Source organism: Pseudomonas sp. TE21435 (genome assembly GCF_056279265.1).
Genome location: NZ_JBWBQZ010000001.1, coordinates 5482871 through 5499887, shown reverse-complemented (window position 1 = coordinate 5499887; position 17017 = coordinate 5482871). Strand labels below are relative to the sequence as shown.

General features: G+C 64.4%; 17 protein-coding genes. 10 read left to right on the top strand and 7 right to left on the bottom strand.

Features of this window, described 5'->3' with window-relative positions; genetic code table 11:
* The first annotated feature begins 106 nt into the window (after window positions 1-106).
* On the top strand, window positions 107-2749 hold the full coding sequence (gene mprF / locus ACZ9C1_RS24970; protein ID WP_476254492.1) for a bifunctional lysylphosphatidylglycerol flippase/synthetase MprF: 2643 nt from the start codon (window positions 107-109) through the stop codon (window positions 2747-2749).
* Entirely contained in the window at window positions 2749-4041 is a 1293-nt protein-coding gene (locus ACZ9C1_RS24965; RefSeq protein WP_457378037.1) for a virulence factor family protein, read from the top strand. Before mprF ends, ACZ9C1_RS24965 begins: the two co-directional genes overlap by 1 nt.
* A gap of 102 nt (window positions 4042-4143) precedes the next feature.
* On the opposite strand, the gene ACZ9C1_RS24960 is transcribed toward ACZ9C1_RS24965, so the two are convergent.
* A complete protein-coding gene (locus ACZ9C1_RS24960) occupies window positions 4144-6054 on the bottom strand; it encodes a potassium transporter Kup (protein ID WP_102681669.1) in 1911 nt (636 codons plus the stop codon).
* Between the two features lie 235 nt (window positions 6055-6289).
* Here ACZ9C1_RS24960 and rimO point away from each other — a divergent pair, with 235 nt between their 5' ends.
* The 5 genes from rimO (at window position 6290) to tsaA (ending at window position 10211) form a co-directional block, all read left to right on the top strand.
* Complete coding sequence (gene rimO, locus ACZ9C1_RS24955) at window positions 6290-7621, top strand: 30S ribosomal protein S12 methylthiotransferase RimO (RefSeq protein WP_102681668.1); 1332 nt, start codon at window positions 6290-6292, stop codon at window positions 7619-7621.
* 88 nt (window positions 7622-7709) lie between these two features.
* Window positions 7710-8168, top strand: coding sequence for a GNAT family N-acetyltransferase (locus ACZ9C1_RS24950; protein WP_110697838.1), 459 nt, complete (start codon window positions 7710-7712; stop codon window positions 8166-8168).
* 121 nt (window positions 8169-8289) lie between these two features.
* On the top strand, window positions 8290-9000 hold the full coding sequence (locus tag ACZ9C1_RS24945) for an rRNA pseudouridine synthase (protein WP_476254491.1): 711 nt from the start codon (window positions 8290-8292) through the stop codon (window positions 8998-9000).
* A gap of 50 nt (window positions 9001-9050) precedes the next feature.
* A complete protein-coding gene (locus ACZ9C1_RS24940; protein WP_046856779.1) occupies window positions 9051-9512 on the top strand; it encodes a YehS family protein in 462 nt (153 codons plus the stop codon).
* Between the two features lie 6 nt (window positions 9513-9518).
* A complete protein-coding gene (gene tsaA / locus ACZ9C1_RS24935; RefSeq protein ID WP_102681665.1) occupies window positions 9519-10211 on the top strand; it encodes a tRNA (N6-threonylcarbamoyladenosine(37)-N6)-methyltransferase TrmO in 693 nt (230 codons plus the stop codon).
* A gap of 106 nt (window positions 10212-10317) precedes the next feature.
* On the opposite strand, the gene fpr is transcribed toward tsaA, so the two are convergent.
* Complete coding sequence (gene fpr / locus ACZ9C1_RS24930; protein ID WP_046856781.1) at window positions 10318-11097, bottom strand: ferredoxin-NADP reductase; 780 nt, start codon at window positions 11095-11097, stop codon at window positions 10318-10320.
* Window positions 11098-11217: 120 nt separating this feature from the next.
* On the opposite strand from fpr, the gene finR reads away from it, so the two are divergent.
* Window positions 11218-12144, top strand: coding sequence for a LysR family transcriptional regulator FinR (gene finR / locus ACZ9C1_RS24925; protein ID WP_023631043.1), 927 nt, complete (start codon window positions 11218-11220; stop codon window positions 12142-12144).
* A 3-nt stretch (window positions 12145-12147) separates the two neighbouring features.
* Here the strand turns inward: finR and ACZ9C1_RS24920 are convergent, their stop codons facing one another.
* The 3 genes from ACZ9C1_RS24920 to ACZ9C1_RS24910 form a co-directional block, all read right to left on the bottom strand.
* Entirely contained in the window at window positions 12148-12513 is a 366-nt protein-coding gene (locus ACZ9C1_RS24920; protein ID WP_023631044.1) for a diacylglycerol kinase, read from the bottom strand.
* A 77-nt stretch (window positions 12514-12590) separates the two neighbouring features.
* On the bottom strand, window positions 12591-13241 hold the full coding sequence (erdR, locus tag ACZ9C1_RS24915) for a response regulator transcription factor ErdR (protein WP_023631045.1): 651 nt from the start codon (window positions 13239-13241) through the stop codon (window positions 12591-12593).
* Between the two features lie 257 nt (window positions 13242-13498).
* Window positions 13499-14209, bottom strand: coding sequence for a tRNA-uridine aminocarboxypropyltransferase (locus ACZ9C1_RS24910; RefSeq protein ID WP_110697832.1), 711 nt, complete (start codon window positions 14207-14209; stop codon window positions 13499-13501).
* A 214-nt stretch (window positions 14210-14423) separates the two neighbouring features.
* Between ACZ9C1_RS24910 and ACZ9C1_RS24905 the strand changes: the two genes are divergently transcribed.
* Window positions 14424-14843, top strand: coding sequence for a quorum-sensing-regulated virulence factor family protein (locus ACZ9C1_RS24905; protein WP_046856783.1), 420 nt, complete (start codon window positions 14424-14426; stop codon window positions 14841-14843).
* Between the two features lies 1 nt (window position 14844).
* Here the strand turns inward: ACZ9C1_RS24905 and ACZ9C1_RS24900 are convergent, their stop codons facing one another.
* The gene (locus ACZ9C1_RS24900; RefSeq protein WP_457378034.1) at window positions 14845-15051 is read right to left on the bottom strand and encodes a hypothetical protein; all 207 of its coding nucleotides are present in this window, start codon (window positions 15049-15051) and stop codon (window positions 14845-14847) included.
* Between the two features lie 303 nt (window positions 15052-15354).
* Here ACZ9C1_RS24900 and ACZ9C1_RS24895 point away from each other — a divergent pair, with 303 nt between their 5' ends.
* Window positions 15355-16473, top strand: coding sequence for an LOG family protein (locus tag ACZ9C1_RS24895; protein ID WP_094010100.1), 1119 nt, complete (start codon window positions 15355-15357; stop codon window positions 16471-16473).
* 69 nt (window positions 16474-16542) lie between these two features.
* Here the strand turns inward: ACZ9C1_RS24895 and recX are convergent, their stop codons facing one another.
* Window positions 16543-17013 (bottom strand): recombination regulator RecX, encoded by a 471-nt coding sequence (recX, locus tag ACZ9C1_RS24890; protein WP_102681663.1) that lies wholly within the window; start codon window positions 17011-17013, stop codon window positions 16543-16545.
* Window positions 17014-17017: the final 4 nt, after the last annotated feature.

The window sequence follows — 17017 nt, the reverse complement described above, 5'->3', positions numbered from 1 at the left end:
CAGATTAAGCCGCCGGCGCGGAGTAATATTCGGATACGTTTTTCCAAAGGGACTTTCACTTGGCCGCACCTTGCCTTTACCTCGCGCGCTGCGCACGAGGCACTCCATGACCGCCCCCACTCCTGAGCCCCAGGCACCGTTGACCACGGCCTTGCCGGCGGCGGCGCAGCGCCTGCCCTGGCTGGAACGCCTGAGCAAGTACCGTCAGCCGCTGGGATTGGCGTTGACATTGCTGCTGTTCGCCATGGGCCTGATTGCCTGCCGCCATCTGTTGAGCGAACTGGATATCTACGCCCTGCATGATGCGATGCTCAGCGTGCCGACCCAGTCGCTGCTCGGCGCGCTGCTGGCCACGTTGGCCGGCTTCGTGATCCTGCTGGGTTACGAATGGTCGGCCAGCCGCTACGCCGCCGTGCAACTGCCACCCCGCACTCTGGTGCTCGGTGGCTTCAGCGCCTTCGCCATTGGCAACGCGATAGGCCTGTCGATGCTGTCGGGTGGCTCGGTGCGTTATCGCCTCTATGCCCGTCAAGGTTTGGGCGCCGCGGAAGTCGCGCGCATGACGGTGTTCGCCAGCCTCTCGCTGGGCTGCGCGCTGCCGCCGTTGGCTGCACTGGCCACCCTGAGCGACCTGCCGGCAGCGGCAACGGCGCTGCGTTTGCCTGCACCGCTGCTGGGCGGCATCGCCGTCGCCGTGCTGGGCGCGGCGGTAGCCCTGGTCGTGGGCCTGTACCGCCGTCGCCTGCCTGAACAGCCGTTGGCCGACAACCTGCTGGTGCAGTTCGGGCGCCGCACCCTGCGCCTGCCAGGCGCGCGCCTGACTGCGTTGCAACTGCTGATCACCGCCCTGGATGTCGCCGCTGCTGCCACGGTGCTCTATTTGCTGCTGCCCGAAGCCCCACCCTTTGGCGCGTTCGTGCTGGTCTACCTGCTCGCCCTCGCCGCCGGGGTGCTAAGCCATGTGCCGGGTGGCGTCGGGGTGTTCGAGGCGATCCTGCTGGCCGCCTTCGCCAACCAGCTGGGCGCGGCGCCACTGGCGGCCGCCCTGCTGCTGTACCGGCTGATCTACGTGGTGCTGCCGTTGCTGGTGGCCTGCGTGCTGCTGCTGGCCAACGAAGCCCGCCGGCTGATGGTCACCCAGCAGGCGATCCGCGCAGCCTCGGGCCTGGCCGCGCCGGTGCTGGCGATCCTGGTGTTCCTTTCCGGGGTGGTGCTGCTGTTCTCCGGCGCCACCCCGGAGATCGACAGCCGTCTGGAGCACATGGGCTTCCTGATCCCACACCGCCTGATCGATGCCTCGCACTTCGGCGCCAGCCTGATCGGCGTGCTCTGCCTGCTGCTCGCCCAGGGCCTGCGCCGGCGCCTGTCGGCCGCCTGGCTGCTGACCACCGTGCTGCTGCTGGTGGGCGCGGTACTGTCGTTGCTCAAGGGCTTCGACTGGGAAGAAGCCAGCCTGATGTGCTTTACCGCCGCCCTGCTCGCCCTGTTCCGCCGCTCGTTCTACCGCCCCAGCCGCCTGCTGGAGCTGCCGTTCTCGCCGGTGTACCTGGTGGCCAGCGCCTGCGTGGTCGGCGCCTCGGTATGGCTGCTGCTGTTCGCCTACCAGGACGTGCCTTACACCCATAAGTTGTGGTGGCAGTTCACCCTTGATGCCGATGCGCCTCGGGGTTTGCGCGCCGCGCTGGGCAGCGCCGTGCTGCTGGTGATCGTCGCCCTGACCTGGCTGCTGCGCACCGCCCGGCCAGTGATCCATCTGCCCAGCGAAGACGAACTGCAGCGCGCCAACCGCATCCTGCTCGCCTCCGACCAGCCCGATGGCGGGCTGGCCCTGACCGGTGACAAGGCGCTGCTGTTCCATCCCAACGACAACGCCTTCCTGATGTATGCCCGTCGCGGCCGCAGCCTGGTAGCCCTGTACGACCCGATCGGCCCGGCACAGGAACGCGCCGAAATGATCTGGCAGTTCCGCGACCTGTGCGACTTGCACCATGCCCGCCCGGTGTTCTACCAGGTGCGGGCGGAGAACCTGCCGTTCTACATGGACATCGGCCTGACCGCGATCAAGCTCGGCGAGGAAGCGCGGGTCGACCTGCGCCGCTTCGATATCGACGCCAAGGGCAAGGAGATGAAGGACCTGCGTTACACCTGGAACCGCGGCGGCCGCGACGGCCTGGCCCTGGAGATCCATGAGCCTGGCCACGCCCCGCTGGAGGCACTCAAGGAGATCTCCGACGCCTGGCTCAGCGGCAAGAACGTGCGCGAAAAAGGCTTCTCCCTCGGCCGCTTCAGCCCCGAGTACCTGCAGCATTTCCGCATCGCGCTGATCCGCTTCCAGGGCCGCCCGGTGGCCTTCGCCAACCTGCTGGAGACCCACAGCAACGAGCTGGCCAGCCTTGACCTGATGCGCGCGCATCCAGAAGCACCGAAGCTGACCATGGAGTTCATGATGGTCGGTCTGATCCTGCACTACAAAAGCCACGACTACGGCCGCTTCAGCCTGGGCATGGTCCCCCTTTCCGGCTTGCAGCCGCGGCGTGGCGCCCCCTTGACCCAGCGCCTGGGCTCGATGGTGTTCCAGCGCGGTGAACAGCTCTACAACTTCCAGGGCCTGCGGCGCTTCAAGGACAAGTTCCAGCCGGACTGGGAACCCCGCTACATGGCCGTGCCGGCCGGGCTCGACCCGCTGGTTGCACTGGCTGACACCGCCGCCCTGATCGCTGGCGGCCTGACTGGATTGGTGAAACGTTGATGATCCGACGCTATTGGCTGTACGTACTGATTCCCCTGTTGCTCGCCGTACTGGCCGGCGGTGCGGCCTTCTGGCTGTGGACCCGCCCGGCCCCCGAGGCACGCCTGGAGCACCTCACGCTCGACGACGGCAGCGCCCTGACCCGCGCCACGCCCGGCGTGCATGCCAAGGCCCGAGTGGCCATCGGCGTGCCACAGGACCAAGCCCTGACCGACAAGCAACTGCTCGACCTGAGCCAGGCCGGCGAGGCGCAACTGGTGCAGGTGATCCTGCCACCGGCCGACTGCGCCAAGCAACAGGTCGCGATGGACCAGGCCCTGACTCGACTGGCCGACAAACCGACCCTGGTTGCCGGTATCGGCCCGGGCGCTGCCCAGGCCTGGCGCTGGCTGGCCGCACAAAGCGACGACAGGGCGCGAGCCATCTCGGTGGATTTCACCGTCGAGCAGCCCGGCTGCCAGGCCGCCCTGCCCAAGTCCGCCGCCCACGGCCACTGGAACGTGGCCTGGAACGACAACCCGGATGACGCCAGTGCCGCCTTCGTGCGCGACCAGGCCAACGCCGAAACCAGCATCGCCGACTACGACATCCACCTGCCCCAGGTACTCAAGGCGCAATTGACCCAGGCCCTGGTCGGCCACGATGGCAACGCCCTGGCCATCCCGGTGGTGGAAGTCCCGGCCGGGCAGACCACCGACACCGTCACCCTGTTCCTTTCCGGCGACGGCGGCTGGCGCGACCTGGACCGCGATGTGGCCAGCGAGATGGCCAAGCTTGGCTACCCGGTGGTCGGCATCGACACCCTGCGCTACTACTGGCAGCACAAGACCCCGGAGCAGAGCGCCGCCGACCTCGCCGAGCTGATGCAGCACTATCGCCAGAAATGGGGCACCAAGCGCTTCGTGCTGACCGGCTACTCGTTCGGCGCCGACGTGCTGCCGGCTATCTATAACCGCCTGTCCGCAGACGACCAGAAGCGCATCGATGCGGTGATCCTGCTGGCGTTCGCCCGCAGCGGCAGTTTCGAGATCGAGGTGGAGGGCTGGCTCGGCAAGGAAGGCCAGGAAGCCCCGACCGGGCCGGAGATGGCCAGGTTGCCGGCGGCGAAGGTGGTGTGCATCTATGGTGTGGAAGAGACCGACGAAAGCGGCTGCACCGACAAGACCGCCGTGGGTGAGCGCATGAAACTGCCCGGCGGCCACCACTTCGACGAAAACTACCCGGCGCTGGCCAAGCGCCTGATCGGTGAGATCGAGACCCGCCAGGGAAAGGCTAACGTCGCTGAGAAATGATAGGGAAAGGGGTCGCTTTGCGGCCCATCGCGGGGCAAGCCCGCTCCCACAAGGCTTGTGTGATCCTTGTGGGAGCGGGCTTGCCCCGCGATGTTTGTGCCCTCAGATCTCGACCTGCGTCCCCAACTCGATCACCCGATTGAGCGGCAGGTTGAAGAACCGCAGGTTGCCGTTGGCATTCTTCAGCAGGAACGCGAACAGGTTCCCGCGCCAGCGCGACATCCCCTCCAGGCGGGAGGCGATCACCGTCTCCCGACTCAGGAAGTAGGTGGTGCGCATCGGGCTGAAGTCCAGTTCGTCCAAGTGGCAAAGCTTCAGCGCCGCCGGTACGTCCGGCTCGTCCATGAAGCCGAAGTGCAGCAGCACCCGGAAGAACCCGTCACCATAGGCTTCCACCTCGAAGCGCTCATGCTCCGGCACCCGCGGCCGGTCCTCGCTGACCACCGTCAGCAGCACCACCTGGCTGTGCAGCACCTGGTTATGCAGCATGTTGTGCAGCAGCGCGTGCGGTACGGCATCGGAGCGCGCGGTCAGGAACACCGCGGTGCCCTCGACCCGATGCGGCGGCTGCACGCGGATGCTGCTGATAAACAGCGGCAGCGGCAACGCACCTTCATCGATGCGATCGACCAGGATCTGCTTGCCACGCTTCCAGGTACTCATCAACACGAACAGCACGATACCCGCCAGCACCGGGAAAGCACCGCCCTGCACGATCTTCGGCACGTTGGCGGCGAAGAACAGCCCGTCTACGAACAGGAAGCCCAGCAGCAGCGGCACAGCCAATACCGGCGGCCACTTCCACAACAGCAGCATGACCGCCGAGACCAGGATGGTGGTCATCAGCATGGTGCCGGTCACTGCCACGCCGTAGGCCGCCGCCAGGGCGCCGGAGGATTCGAAGCCGATCACCAGCAGCACCACGCCGACCATCAACGCCCAGTTCACTGCGCCGATATAGATCTGCCCCTGCTCGTCGCTGGAGGTGTGCTGGATCTGCATGCGCGGCACATAGCCCAGCTGGATGGCCTGGCGAGTCAGCGAGAAGGCCCCCGAGATCACCGCCTGGGAGGCGATCACCGTGGCCATCGTGGCCAGCCCCACCAGCGGCAGCAAAGCCCAGGACGGCGCCAAGAGGTAGAACGGGTTGCGCGCCGCCTCGGGATTCTGCAGCAGCATGGCGCCCTGGCCGAAGTAGTTGAGCACAAGCGCCGGCAGCACCAGGGCGAACCAGGCACGGGCAATGGGTTTGCGGCCGAAATGGCCCATATCGGCGTACAGGGCCTCGGCACCGGTCAGCGCCAGCACCACGGCACCAAGAATGGCCACGCCCATGCCGGGGTGGACGATGAAGAAGTTCAAGGCCCAGCCCGGGTTGAACGCCTTCAGCACCTCCGGGCTCTGCAAGATGCCATGGACACCGAGCGCCGCCAGCGCAAGGAACCAGGCAACCATGATCGGGCCAAACGCCTTGCCGATCTTCTCGGTGCCATGCTTCTGCACCAGGAACAGCGCCACCAGCACCACCAGTGCAATCGGCACCACCCAGTGGTCGATACCCTCGAACGCCAGGCCCATGCCCTCCACCGCCGACAGCACCGACACCGCCGGGGTGATCATGCTGTCGCCGTAGAACAGCGAGGCGCCAATCAGGCCGCAACCGACCATCAGCATGCGCAACCGCGGATACTGCGCCGTGGCCCGCCGCGCCAGCGCGGTCAGGGCCATGGTGCCGCCCTCGCCCTGGTTGTCGGCGCGCAGGATGAACATCACGTACTTGAACGAAACCACCCACAGCAGCGACCAGAGGATCAACGACAGGATGCCCAGCACTCCATCATGGTTGACCTGTACGCCATAACCACCGGTAAAGACCTCTTTGAGGGTATACAGCGGGCTGGTGCCAATATCGCCATAGACCACCCCAACGGCCGCCACGAGCAGGCCCAGCGGCCGTGCTGCCCCCTGCTTCCCCGCGTGCCCGCCTTCGGCATGACTGCTTGCCTGAACCATCGACCACTCCCGCAGACGGCCTATTAGACCGGTTGAATGCCTACCCGCGCCGGGCCCTCCCGGATACCCCGGCGCAACGGCGCGAAGCATAGCGCAGCGTTCGTCGTATTTCTGCTGGTAAAGCGACCTTGTGCTCGCTAGAATTGCGCACTTTTTGATCAGAGGCGCCGAAAGCGCCCGCCAGGATCGCCCCCGTTACCGGCCGGGCGACCTGTATTCAATACCGAGGTTAGCCATGTCCACCACTCCCGCCACCCCAAAGGTCGGCTTCGTCTCCCTGGGTTGCCCCAAGGCCCTGGTCGATTCCGAGCGCATCCTGACCCAGCTGCGCATGGAAGGCTATGAAGTCGTGCCTACCTACGAGGATGCCGACGTGGTGGTGGTCAACACCTGCGGCTTCATCGACAGCGCCAAGGCCGAGTCGCTGGAAGTGATCGGCGAAGCCATCAAGGAGAACGGCAAGGTCATCGTCACCGGCTGCATGGGTGTCGAAGAAGGCAGCATCCGTGACGTGCACCCGAGCGTGTTGTCGGTCACCGGCCCGCAGCAGTACGAGCAGGTGGTCAATGCCGTGCACGAAGTGGTGCCACCGCGCCAGGACCACAACCCGCTGATCGACCTGGTGCCGCCCCAGGGCGTCAAGCTGACCCCGCGCCACTACGCCTACTTGAAGATTTCCGAAGGCTGCAACCACAGCTGCAGCTTCTGCATCATCCCGTCGATGCGCGGCAAGCTGGTCAGCCGCCCGGTCGGCGAAGTCCTGAGCGAGGCCGAGCGCCTGGTCAAGGCCGGCGTCAAGGAGATCCTGGTGATCTCCCAGGACACCAGCGCCTACGGCGTGGACGTCAAGTACAAGACCGATTTCTGGAACGGCCGCCCGGTCAAGACCCGCATGCTCGAGCTGTGCGAAGCGCTGAGCAGCCTGGGCGCCTGGGTGCGTCTGCACTATGTCTACCCGTACCCGAACGTCGACGACGTGATTCCGCTGATGGCCGCCGGCAAGATCCTGCCGTACCTGGACATCCCGTTCCAGCACGCCAGCCCCAAGGTGCTCAAGTCGATGAAGCGCCCGGCCTTCGAAGACCGCACCCTGGCGCGCATCAAGAACTGGCGCGAACAGTGCCCGGAACTGGTGATCCGCTCGACTTTCATCGTCGGCTTCCCCGGCGAAACCGAAGAAGACTTCCAGTACCTGCTCGACTGGCTGACCGAAGCCCAGCTCGACCGCGTCGGCTGCTTCCAGTACTCGCCGGTCGAAGGCGCCCCGGCCAACGACCTGGGCCTGGAAGAGGTGCCGGACGACGTCAAGCAGGACCGCTGGGACCGCTTCATGGCCCACCAGCAGGCGATCAGCGCCGCGCGCCTGCAACAGCGCATCGGCAAGGAAATCGAGGTATTGATCGACGAAGTCGAGGAACAGGGCTCGGTGGGCCGCAGCTTCTTCGACGCGCCGGAGATCGACGGCAGCGTGTTCATCGACGGCGACCACGGCTTCAAGCCGGGCGACAAGGTCCGCTGCCGCATCGTCGACGCCGACGAGTACGACATGTGGGCCGAGCCCATCTGAGCGAAACTCGCCTGAAAATACCCCGCCCGCTGGCGGGGTATTTTTTTGCATCTATGTTTTCCTCAATGGCCTCCCGGAGGATCACAGGATGTCGCCCGCCGTCACGCTGCACACACCTCATCTGAGCGATTATCCCGAGCTGGTCCGGGTGTGGGAGGCGTCGGTTCGCGCCACCCACGATTTCCTGCCCGAGGGTTACATTCTGCTGCTGCGCGAGCACGTGCTGCGCAAATACCTCGATGCCGTGATGCTGGTCTGCTGCAAGGACAGCAAGCGGCACATCCTTGGCTTTGCCGGGGTGGCAAACGGCCGGGTCGACATGCTCTTCGTCGCGCCCGAACACCGTGGCCAGGGCATCGGACGGCGCCTGCTGCGCCACGCGGTGCACGAATTGAACGCCGAGCGCCTGGACGTCAACGAACAGAACCCGCAAGCCCTGGGTTTCTACCTGCATGAAGGCTTCGAGATCTATGGCCGTTCGGAAACCGACGGCCTAGGGCAGCCCTATCCCCTACTACATATGAGGCTTGTTCGTACAACGTCCTAGTACGCAAGCTCAGGAAACCACTACCCCGCTCCGAAATGGCGCAAATGACATCGATTTGCAGCCGCTACCTCGCCCAGACAGGTACAATGAAGGCTTTCCCTACCGCGTGATGCCCGTGTCCATGTCCGAACCCATTCGTCTCTCCAAACGCCTCATCGAACAGCTTGGCTGCTCCCGCCGCGAGGCCGAACTGTACATCGAGGGTGGCTGGGTCACGGTCGATGGCGTGGTGGTCGAACAACCCCAGTTCAAAATCACCGAACAGCAAGTCGAGCTGCTCCCGGGCGCTCGTGCCGACTCACTCGAACCGGTCACCCTGCTGCTCAACCAGCAGGCCGGCCAAAACACCGCAGGCGCCCTGGCCAGCATCAGCATGGCCAGCCTCAGCGAAGCGCACCGCGAGAGCGTGCGCCCGTTGCATGGGCATTTCGCCCGCCAGGCCTGCATCGTCCCGCTGCTGCCCGGCGCCAGTGGCCTGCAGCTGTTCACCCAGGACTGGCGGGTAACCCGCAAGCTGGAGGCCGACCTGCGCCGCATGGAGCAGGAATACATCGTCCAGGTCAGTGGTGAAGCCAAACCCGGCGCCCTCGAGCGCCTGGCGCGCGGCGTGGAGCGCAAGGGTGTCGAGCTGCCGAAGGCCAAGGCCAGCTGGCAGAACGAGCAACACCTGCGCATCGTGCTGAAGAACCCGCAACCGGGCTTGATCGAACAGCTTTGCGAAACCGCCGGCCTCAAGGTGCTGGCGATGCGCCGCATCCGCCTTGGCGGGGTGTCGATGGGCAAGCTGCCGCTGGGCCAGTGGCGCTACGTGGCCGCTACAGAACGCTTCTAGCATTACCGCCGCGCAATGACTGACGCGGCAACAGAACAGGATTCGCCGCAATGAACCACAACGATGTACTGCGCAGCCTGCGCTACATGCTCAAGGCCAACGACCAGAAAATGGCCGAGATCATCAAGCTCTCGGGCCTCGAGGTTTCCGCCGAGGCCATCGCCACCTATGTAAAAAAGGAAGAGGAACCCGGCTTCGTACGCTGCCCGGAGAAGGTCATGGCACACTTCCTCGACGGCCTGGTGATTCACCGTCGCGGCCGCGACGACAGCCGCCCGCCGCAACCGATCGAAGTGCCGGTGACCAACAACACCGTGCTCAAGAAGCTGCGCGTGGCCTTCGAGCTGAAGGAGGACGACCTGCATGCGGTACTCAAGTCCGTCGACTTCCCGGTGTCCAAACCAGAGCTGAGCGCGCTGTTCCGCAAGGTCGGCCACGACAACTACCGCCCCTGCGGCGACCAGTTGCTGCGCAACTTCCTCAAGGGCCTGACCCTTCGCGTGCGCGGCTGAGCCAAGATGCAGCATACCGTCTCGCCCGTCGGCATCGTTCGCTCCTGCTTCAAGGAGAAGTTCGCCATCCCGCGCCAACCCCAGCTGGCGCCGGCTGCCCGTGGCGTGCTGGAGCTGTTGCCGCCCTTTGACCAAGGCGATGCCGTCGAAGGCCTGGACCAGGTCAGCCATGTGTGGTTGCTGTTCCTGTTCCACCAGGCACTGGAAGACAAGCCACGCCTGAAGGTGCGCCCACCGCGCCTGGGCGGCAACAAGAGCATGGGGGTGTTCGCCACCCGGGCCACCCATCGGCCCAACGGCATCGGCCAGTCGGTGGTACGCCTGGATGGCGTCGAACCGGGGCGCCTGCTGCTGTCAGGGATCGATCTGCTGGACGGCACCCCGGTGCTGGATATCAAGCCTTATGTGCCGTATGCGGACAGCGTCGCCGAGGCATCGAACCTGATGGCCAGTGATGCACCGGAGCCGATCAGCGTGCAATGGAGCGAGGGCGCACTGCCTCAGGCCCGCACCCACGCACTGCGCCTGGGCGAACCGCTGGTCGAGCTGATCGAACAGTGCCTGGCCCAGGACCCACGCCCTGCCTACCAGGTGCCGCCGCCCGAGCGGGTATATGGGGTGAAGTTCTGGGATGTACAGGTGCGCTGGCATTATCCGCAACCGGATGTGATCCGGGTGCTGGAGGTGGCGCCGGAGTGATCCGGTGTGGTTGCGGGCACTATCGCGGGGCCGACACGGCAAACCTTTTCTCCGAGCATAAAAAAACGCAGGCCAAGCCTGCGTTTTTTCATTCATGCCGCTGGCCTTACTTCTCGACGAACGCTCGCTCGATCAGGTAATCGCCCGGCTCACGCATACGCGCAGAGATCTTCAGGCCAAAGCTGTCCAGCACTTCGCTGGTTTCATCGAGCATGCTCGGGCTGCCGCAGATCATGGCACGGTCGTCCTGCGGGTTGATCGGTGGCAGGCCGATATCGCTGAACAGCTTGCCGCTGCGCATCAAGTCGGTCAGGCGGCCCTGGTTTTCGAAAGGCTCGCGGGTCACGGTCGGGTAGTAGATCAGTTTGTCGCGCACCGACTCACCGAAGAACTCGTTCTGCGGCAGGTGCTCGGTGATGAACTCGCGGTAGGCCACTTCGTTCACGTAGCGAACGCCATGTACCAGGATCACTTTCTCGAAGCGCTCGTAGGTCTCCGGGTCCTGGATGACGCTCATGAACGGCGCAAGGCCGGTACCGGTGCTCAGCAGGTACAGGTGCTTGCCCGGGTTCAGGTCGTCCAGCACCAGGGTGCCGGTGGGCTTCTTGCTGATGATGATCTCGTCGCCTTCCTTCAGGTGCTGCAGCTGGGAGGTCAGCGGACCATCCGGCACCTTGATGCTGAAGAACTCCAAGTGCTCTTCCCAGTTCGGCGAGGCGATGGAGTAGGCGCGCATGAGCGGACGGCCGCTGTCCTGCTGCAGGCCGATCATCACGAACTGACCGTTCTCGAAGCGCAGGCCCGGATCACGGGTGCACTTGAAGCTGAACAGAGTGTCGTTCCAGTGGTGCACACTGAGGACACGTTCGTGGTTCATGTTGCTCATCGATGGGGCTCCTGAAGGAAAACGCGGCGCGCGCAAGACGCGCAGTTGCGCGATAGTTTAGGGGCAGCGACAATATCTGTTAACTGAATTATCAAGATATGTGTTATCGGTTATATAGATATGCGATTCACACTTCGTCAGCTCCAGGTCTTTGTCGCCGTCGCCCAGCACCAGAGTGTGTCCAGGGCCGCGGGCGTACTGGCCTTGTCGCAATCTGCGGCAAGCACCTCGATCACCGAACTGGAGCGCCAGTCCAGCTGCCAGCTGTTCGACCGTGCCGGTAAACGCCTGAGCCTCAACGCCCTGGGCCATCAACTGTTGCCCCAGGCCGTGGCGCTGCTCGACCAGGCCAAGGAAATCGAAGACCTGCTCAACGGCAAGTCGGGGTTCGGCTCGCTGGCCGTCGGCGCCACCCTGACCATCGGCAACTACCTGGCCACCTTGCTGATCGGCAGCTTCATGCAGGTGCATCCGGAAAGCCAGGTCAAACTGCACGTGCAGAACACTGCGCATATCGTGCAACAGGTTGCCCATTACGAAATTGACCTGGGTCTAATCGAAGGCGACTGCAACCACCCCGATCTGGAGGTGCAGCCCTGGGTGGAGGATGAACTGGTGGTGTTCTGCGCGCCGCAGCATCCGCTGGCCAAAGCCGGCCATGCCGATATCGAGCAGCTGTCCCATGAAGCCTGGATCCTGCGCGAACAAGGCTCGGGCACGCGCCTGACCTTCGACCAGGCCATGCGTCATCATCGTGCCAACCTGAACATCCGCCTGGAGCTGGAACATACCGAAGCAATCAAACGGGCCGTGGAGTCGGGCCTCGGTATCGGCTGCATCTCGCGCCTGGCCCTGCGCGACGCTTTCCGCCGCGGCAGCCTGGTACCGGTGGAAACTCCGGCACTGGACCTGTCGCGGCAGTTCTACTTCATCTGGCACAAGCAGAAGTACCAGACTTCGGCCATGCGCGAGTTCCTCGAGCTGTGCCGCAGTTTCACCGCTGGCGTGCAGCGCAGCGACGAGATCGTGCTGCCGCCGATCGCCTGAACGTCAGCCGAGCAGAATCACGCCCCAGACCAGCGCGACCATGCTCATGGCCACCAGTTGCGCGGCACTGCCCATGTCCTTGGCGTTCTTCGACAAGGGGTGACGGTCGAGGGAGATACGATCGATCGCCGCCTCCACCGCCGAATTGAGCAGCTCGACGATCAGCCCCAGCAGGCACACGGCGATAAGGATCGCCCGTTCGGCGCGGCTCACCGGCAGCCAGAAGGCTGTGGGGATCAACAGCACGTTGACCAGCACCAGCTGGCGAAACGCGGCCTCACCCTTGAACGCGGCACGCAGGCCGTCCAGCGAGTAGCCGGCGGCATTGAAGATACGTTTGAGGCCGGTCTGGCCCTTGAATGGCGACATGTGTGTCAGTCACTTCACCGAAAAAAGGCCAGCAGGCTAGTTCAACCGCAGTCAAAAAAGCGTGAAGGCGCAGGGATTTAGCTGGCCGAAACCGATTCAAGTTGTTGCAACAACAGCGCGGCCTGGGTCCGGGTACGAACGCCCAGCTTGCGGAAGATCGCCGTCACGTGAGCCTTGATGGTCGCTTCCGAGACACTCAGCTCATAGGCGATCTGCTTGTTCAGCAACCCTTCGCAGACCATGGTCAGCACGCGGAACTGCTGCGGGGTGAGACTAGCCAGCCCTTCGCTGGCGGCCTTGGCCTCGGCAGACACGTCAACCTTCTCGAACGCCTGCGGCGGCCACCAGACATCGCCGTCGAGCACATTGCGCACGGCTTCCTGGATCTTGCTCAGCTCGCTGGACTTGGGGATGAAACCGCTGGCGCCAAATTCGCGAGACTTGACCACGACGGCCGCCTCTTCCTGGGCCGAGACCATCACCACCGGGATCTGCGGGTATTGGCCACGCAGCAGCACCAGGCCGGAGAAACCATAGGCACCGGGCATGTTCAGGTCCAGCAGGACCAGGTCCCAGTCGGCTTTTTCGGTCAGGCTGGTTTCCAGTTCGGCGATGCTCGCCACCTCGACCAGGCGCACATCCGGGCCCAGGCCGAGGGTAACGGCCTGGCGCAGTGCGCTACGGAACAGTGGGTGGTCATCGGCAATCAGGATTTCGTATGTGGCCATCGATCTAGGGATCCTGTTCTGTACCAGGCGCAGGGGGTACGGGAGACGCCTGGCGGGTAACTCATGGCGCGAACGGCAGGGCCGCCGGCCGGGATGGCACGGCGAAGTCCGGGGTAACAGCAGCTTCGTCGTGCCCGAAGCGGCGCCAAGGATGCCGAGCACGCCCCGGGTGGTCAAGCCAATTGCCCGGTCGTCCCCGCCTACCCTGGCTGCCAGCCCCGACAGTATGTACCAATCCGCCGCGCCTGCCCCTTGGACTATAGGAAGGTATGCAAACGCTGGTGGACCTCGTCCTGCTCATCCAGCGCCAAGCGTCGCTTGCCACTGAGGTAGTGCAGGCTGAACACATCCAGGTAGGCATCCAGGGCCTGCGAGGCCTGGCTGTCGCCGGCCAGCTCCAGACACATGGCGGCAACTTCGGCGGTGCAGAAGTGGTCGTCACGCTTGGAGCGGCGCAGGCGGTAGCGCGACATCTGCTCGGCCTGCAGGCTCAGCACCGGGAAACGGTCGAGATAAGGGCTCTTGCGGAACATCTTGCGCGCCTCGGTCCAGGTGGCGTCGAGCAGGATGAACAGCGGGCGCTTGCCCGGTTCGCGCAGCACCTCGCTGACCACACGGTCCTCTTTGACGAACTCGCCGGGGAAGACGATGTAAGGCTGCCAGCGCGGATCGTCCAGCAACGCCAGCAGGCCTTCGTCCACCGAGGTACGCAGCCAGCCGAAGGCGGAGGTATCCTCGATCACGTCGGCAATCAGCCACCCCGTGTTGGTCGGCTTCAGTGGCTCGGTGTCATGCATCAGCAGGCACATGCCGGCGTCTGCCGGCACCCGCGGTTTCCACGCGCACAGGCAGTGCGTGGCGATCACCCGGCAATCCGGGCAGCGCTCGGCTCGCGAGCCGCGGGCGACAAAGGGTTTGATGCTGCGCGCCAGGCGCTCGGCGCGCAGCCGCGCTACCGCGTGGCTCATGGCTGCAGGCCTTGGCAGGAAGATGGAAGGGGCACGACGACGACTCGGTGAAAACAAAACGCGAGTCTACCAGAGCACGCGTCATTTGCCGTGCAGCCCTTGCGGCCGCTCCTTTATAATCAGCGGCTCAGGCGGCCGGGGAACCCCAGCAGTTTCATGGAACGCCGCCCGCCGGCGCAGGTCAAAGCGCCAGTCATCGAACCAGGAGAGATTCATGCTGCGTCTTATCGTCCCGACCCTGAGCCTGTTGCTCGCCCTGCCCCTGGCCGCCCAGGCTGCCTCCAAGCAGGAATACGAGCTGACCCAGATGCTGCAGAAGGTCGCCAAGGAAAGCAGCGTCGGTACCCCCCGGGCGATCAACGAAGACATCCTCGACCAGGGCTATACCGTCGAAGGCAAGGCGCTGGTCAATCACCTGAGCGTGCGCCAGGAGCATGCGCAAGGCATGCAGGCCAACCCCGCGCAGGTGCGCAGCCAGCTGGGTGATAGCGTTTGCCGTAACAATGGTTACCGTCAGCTGATGTCCAAGGGCGCGGTGATGGTCTACCGCTTCACCGTGTACAAGACCAACCAACCAGTCATGGACCAGGCATTCGACGCTGCCAGCTGCGCAGCTGGCAACAAGAAAAAGTGATTCAGACCAGCTGATCGCTGTCTCTGGCGCGCCGCTGCTCATCATCGGCGCGCAACTCGGCCAACAGGGCCAGCAGATAAGGCGAGTGCCCCTCGCCCCCCTGCAGCCGACGCAAGCACTCCCCCTCCAGGCTCAGGTGATGAACCTTCGCCTCGCGCTCGAGCAACTGCAACAGTTGCCCGTCCACCTCGATCACCAGCCGGTGCATACCGCCACCTCGCTGCATCACTCTTCCGCCTCCAGTTAACCAAAGCGCTGCCATCATCGGATCCAGTCTGACAGGCGGTATTGCACGCCTGTGGCGGCACGAGTGCGCCCCAGCGTCTAGATTGATAACGAGTACCCATAACAACGACAACGCGATGGAACTGCCACTGCAACAATGGCCTTGAAGGCCTACTGCAACGCTCGGGGGCACACTCGAGCCACAGCAGCCAGCGACACACGCAGTGTCGCGGCCGGGACCTGCCATCGACCCGGTCAGAGGTTTTGCTGCAGAAGGAGACGTTGAATGCCTTACCAATCGAACGAGCTGCTGTTCAACCATTTCAGGGACCACGGCATCGACCTGAGCAAGATCGACGAGCAACTGCAACTGGTTGCCCCGAACAGCCCCAACCTGCCGCTGTACCGCGACATGCTGCTGACCGTGCTGCGCATGGCCCACGACGACCGCAACCGCTGGAACGCCAAGATCACCCTGCAGGCCCTGCGTGAGCTCGACCATTCGTTCCGCACCCTCGAGCACTACAAGGGGCGGCGCAAAGTCACCGTGTTCGGCTCGGCACGAACGCCGTTGGAGCACCCCATGTATGCGCTGGCCCGGGAGCTGGGCGCAACGCTGGCACGTTCCGACCTGATGGTGATCACCGGCGCCGGAGGCGGCATCATGGCCGCCGCCCACGAAGGCGCCGGCAGCGATCACAGCCTGGGTTTCAACATCACCTTGCCCTTCGAGCAACATGCCAATGCCACCGTCAATGGCACCGACAAGCTGCTGCCGTTCCATTTCTTTTTCATTCGCAAGCTGTTCTTCGTCAAGGAGGCCGATGCGCTGGTGCTCTGCCCGGGAGGCTTCGGCACCCTTGATGAGGCGCTGGAAGTACTCACCCTGATCCAGACCGGCAAGAGCCCGCTGGTTCCGGTGGTGCTGCTCGACTCGCCCGGCGGTAGTTTCTGGCAGGACGCCCTGGCCTTCATCAGCCGCCAACTGGAAGAGAACCGCTACATCCTGCCCAGCGACCTCAAGCTGGTGCGCCTGGTGCACAGTGCCGACGAGGCGGTGGAGGAAATCAACCAGTTCTACAGCAACTACCACTCCAGCCGATGGCTGAAGAACCAGTTCGTCATCCGCATGCACCACCCCTTGAGCGAGGCCGCGCTGCATGACGTGGAGGAAGGTTTTGCCGACCTGCGCCTGAGCGGCAGGTATCACCAGCAGCCTGACAGTGGCGCGGAGCACGAAGAAGGCAACTTCAGCCACCTGACACGCCTGACCTTTGCCTTCAACGGCCGTGACCAGGGTCGCCTGCGCGAACTGGTGGACTTCATCAACCTGTCGGAGAACTGGGCCAAACCCCAGCCAATGCACACCACCCAACGAGCCCGGGAAGCTCTGCGGGTGAACTGAACGCAAAATGGCCCACATGGCCGGCCCCGGTCGGGGTCAGCCATGTGGGCCATCAATGCTGGTCACGCTTCAATAATCGTCAAGATCGCGCCCGCTGAGCAGCCGACCGATCATTTCCATGGAAAACCCACGGTAGGCGAGAAAGCGCGTTTGCTGTGCGCGGCTGCGCGGGTCATGGGGGAGTTGCCCAGAGAACTTGCGCTGCCACACCTCCTTCAACCGCACCGCCCAGTCCACTTCGCTGTCACGCAGTGCCTGGTCGATATCGCCTCGGTCCAGACCTCGCTGGCCAAGCTCCTCACGGATACGCCCAGGGCCATAGCCTGAGCCGGAACGATAGCGTATGAAGCTTTCAAGATAGCGGGCCTCGCTGAGCAGCCCCTCTTCGGCAAGCCGATCAAGCGCGGGCTCGATCAACTCATCGGTAGCACCGCGTTGACGCAGCTTGCGGGTCAGCTCCACACGACCATGCTCGCGGCGTGCGAGCAGGTCCATGGCTGTCCGCCGAACGGCGACGGGGGTGTCGAGTACGACGGACATGGAG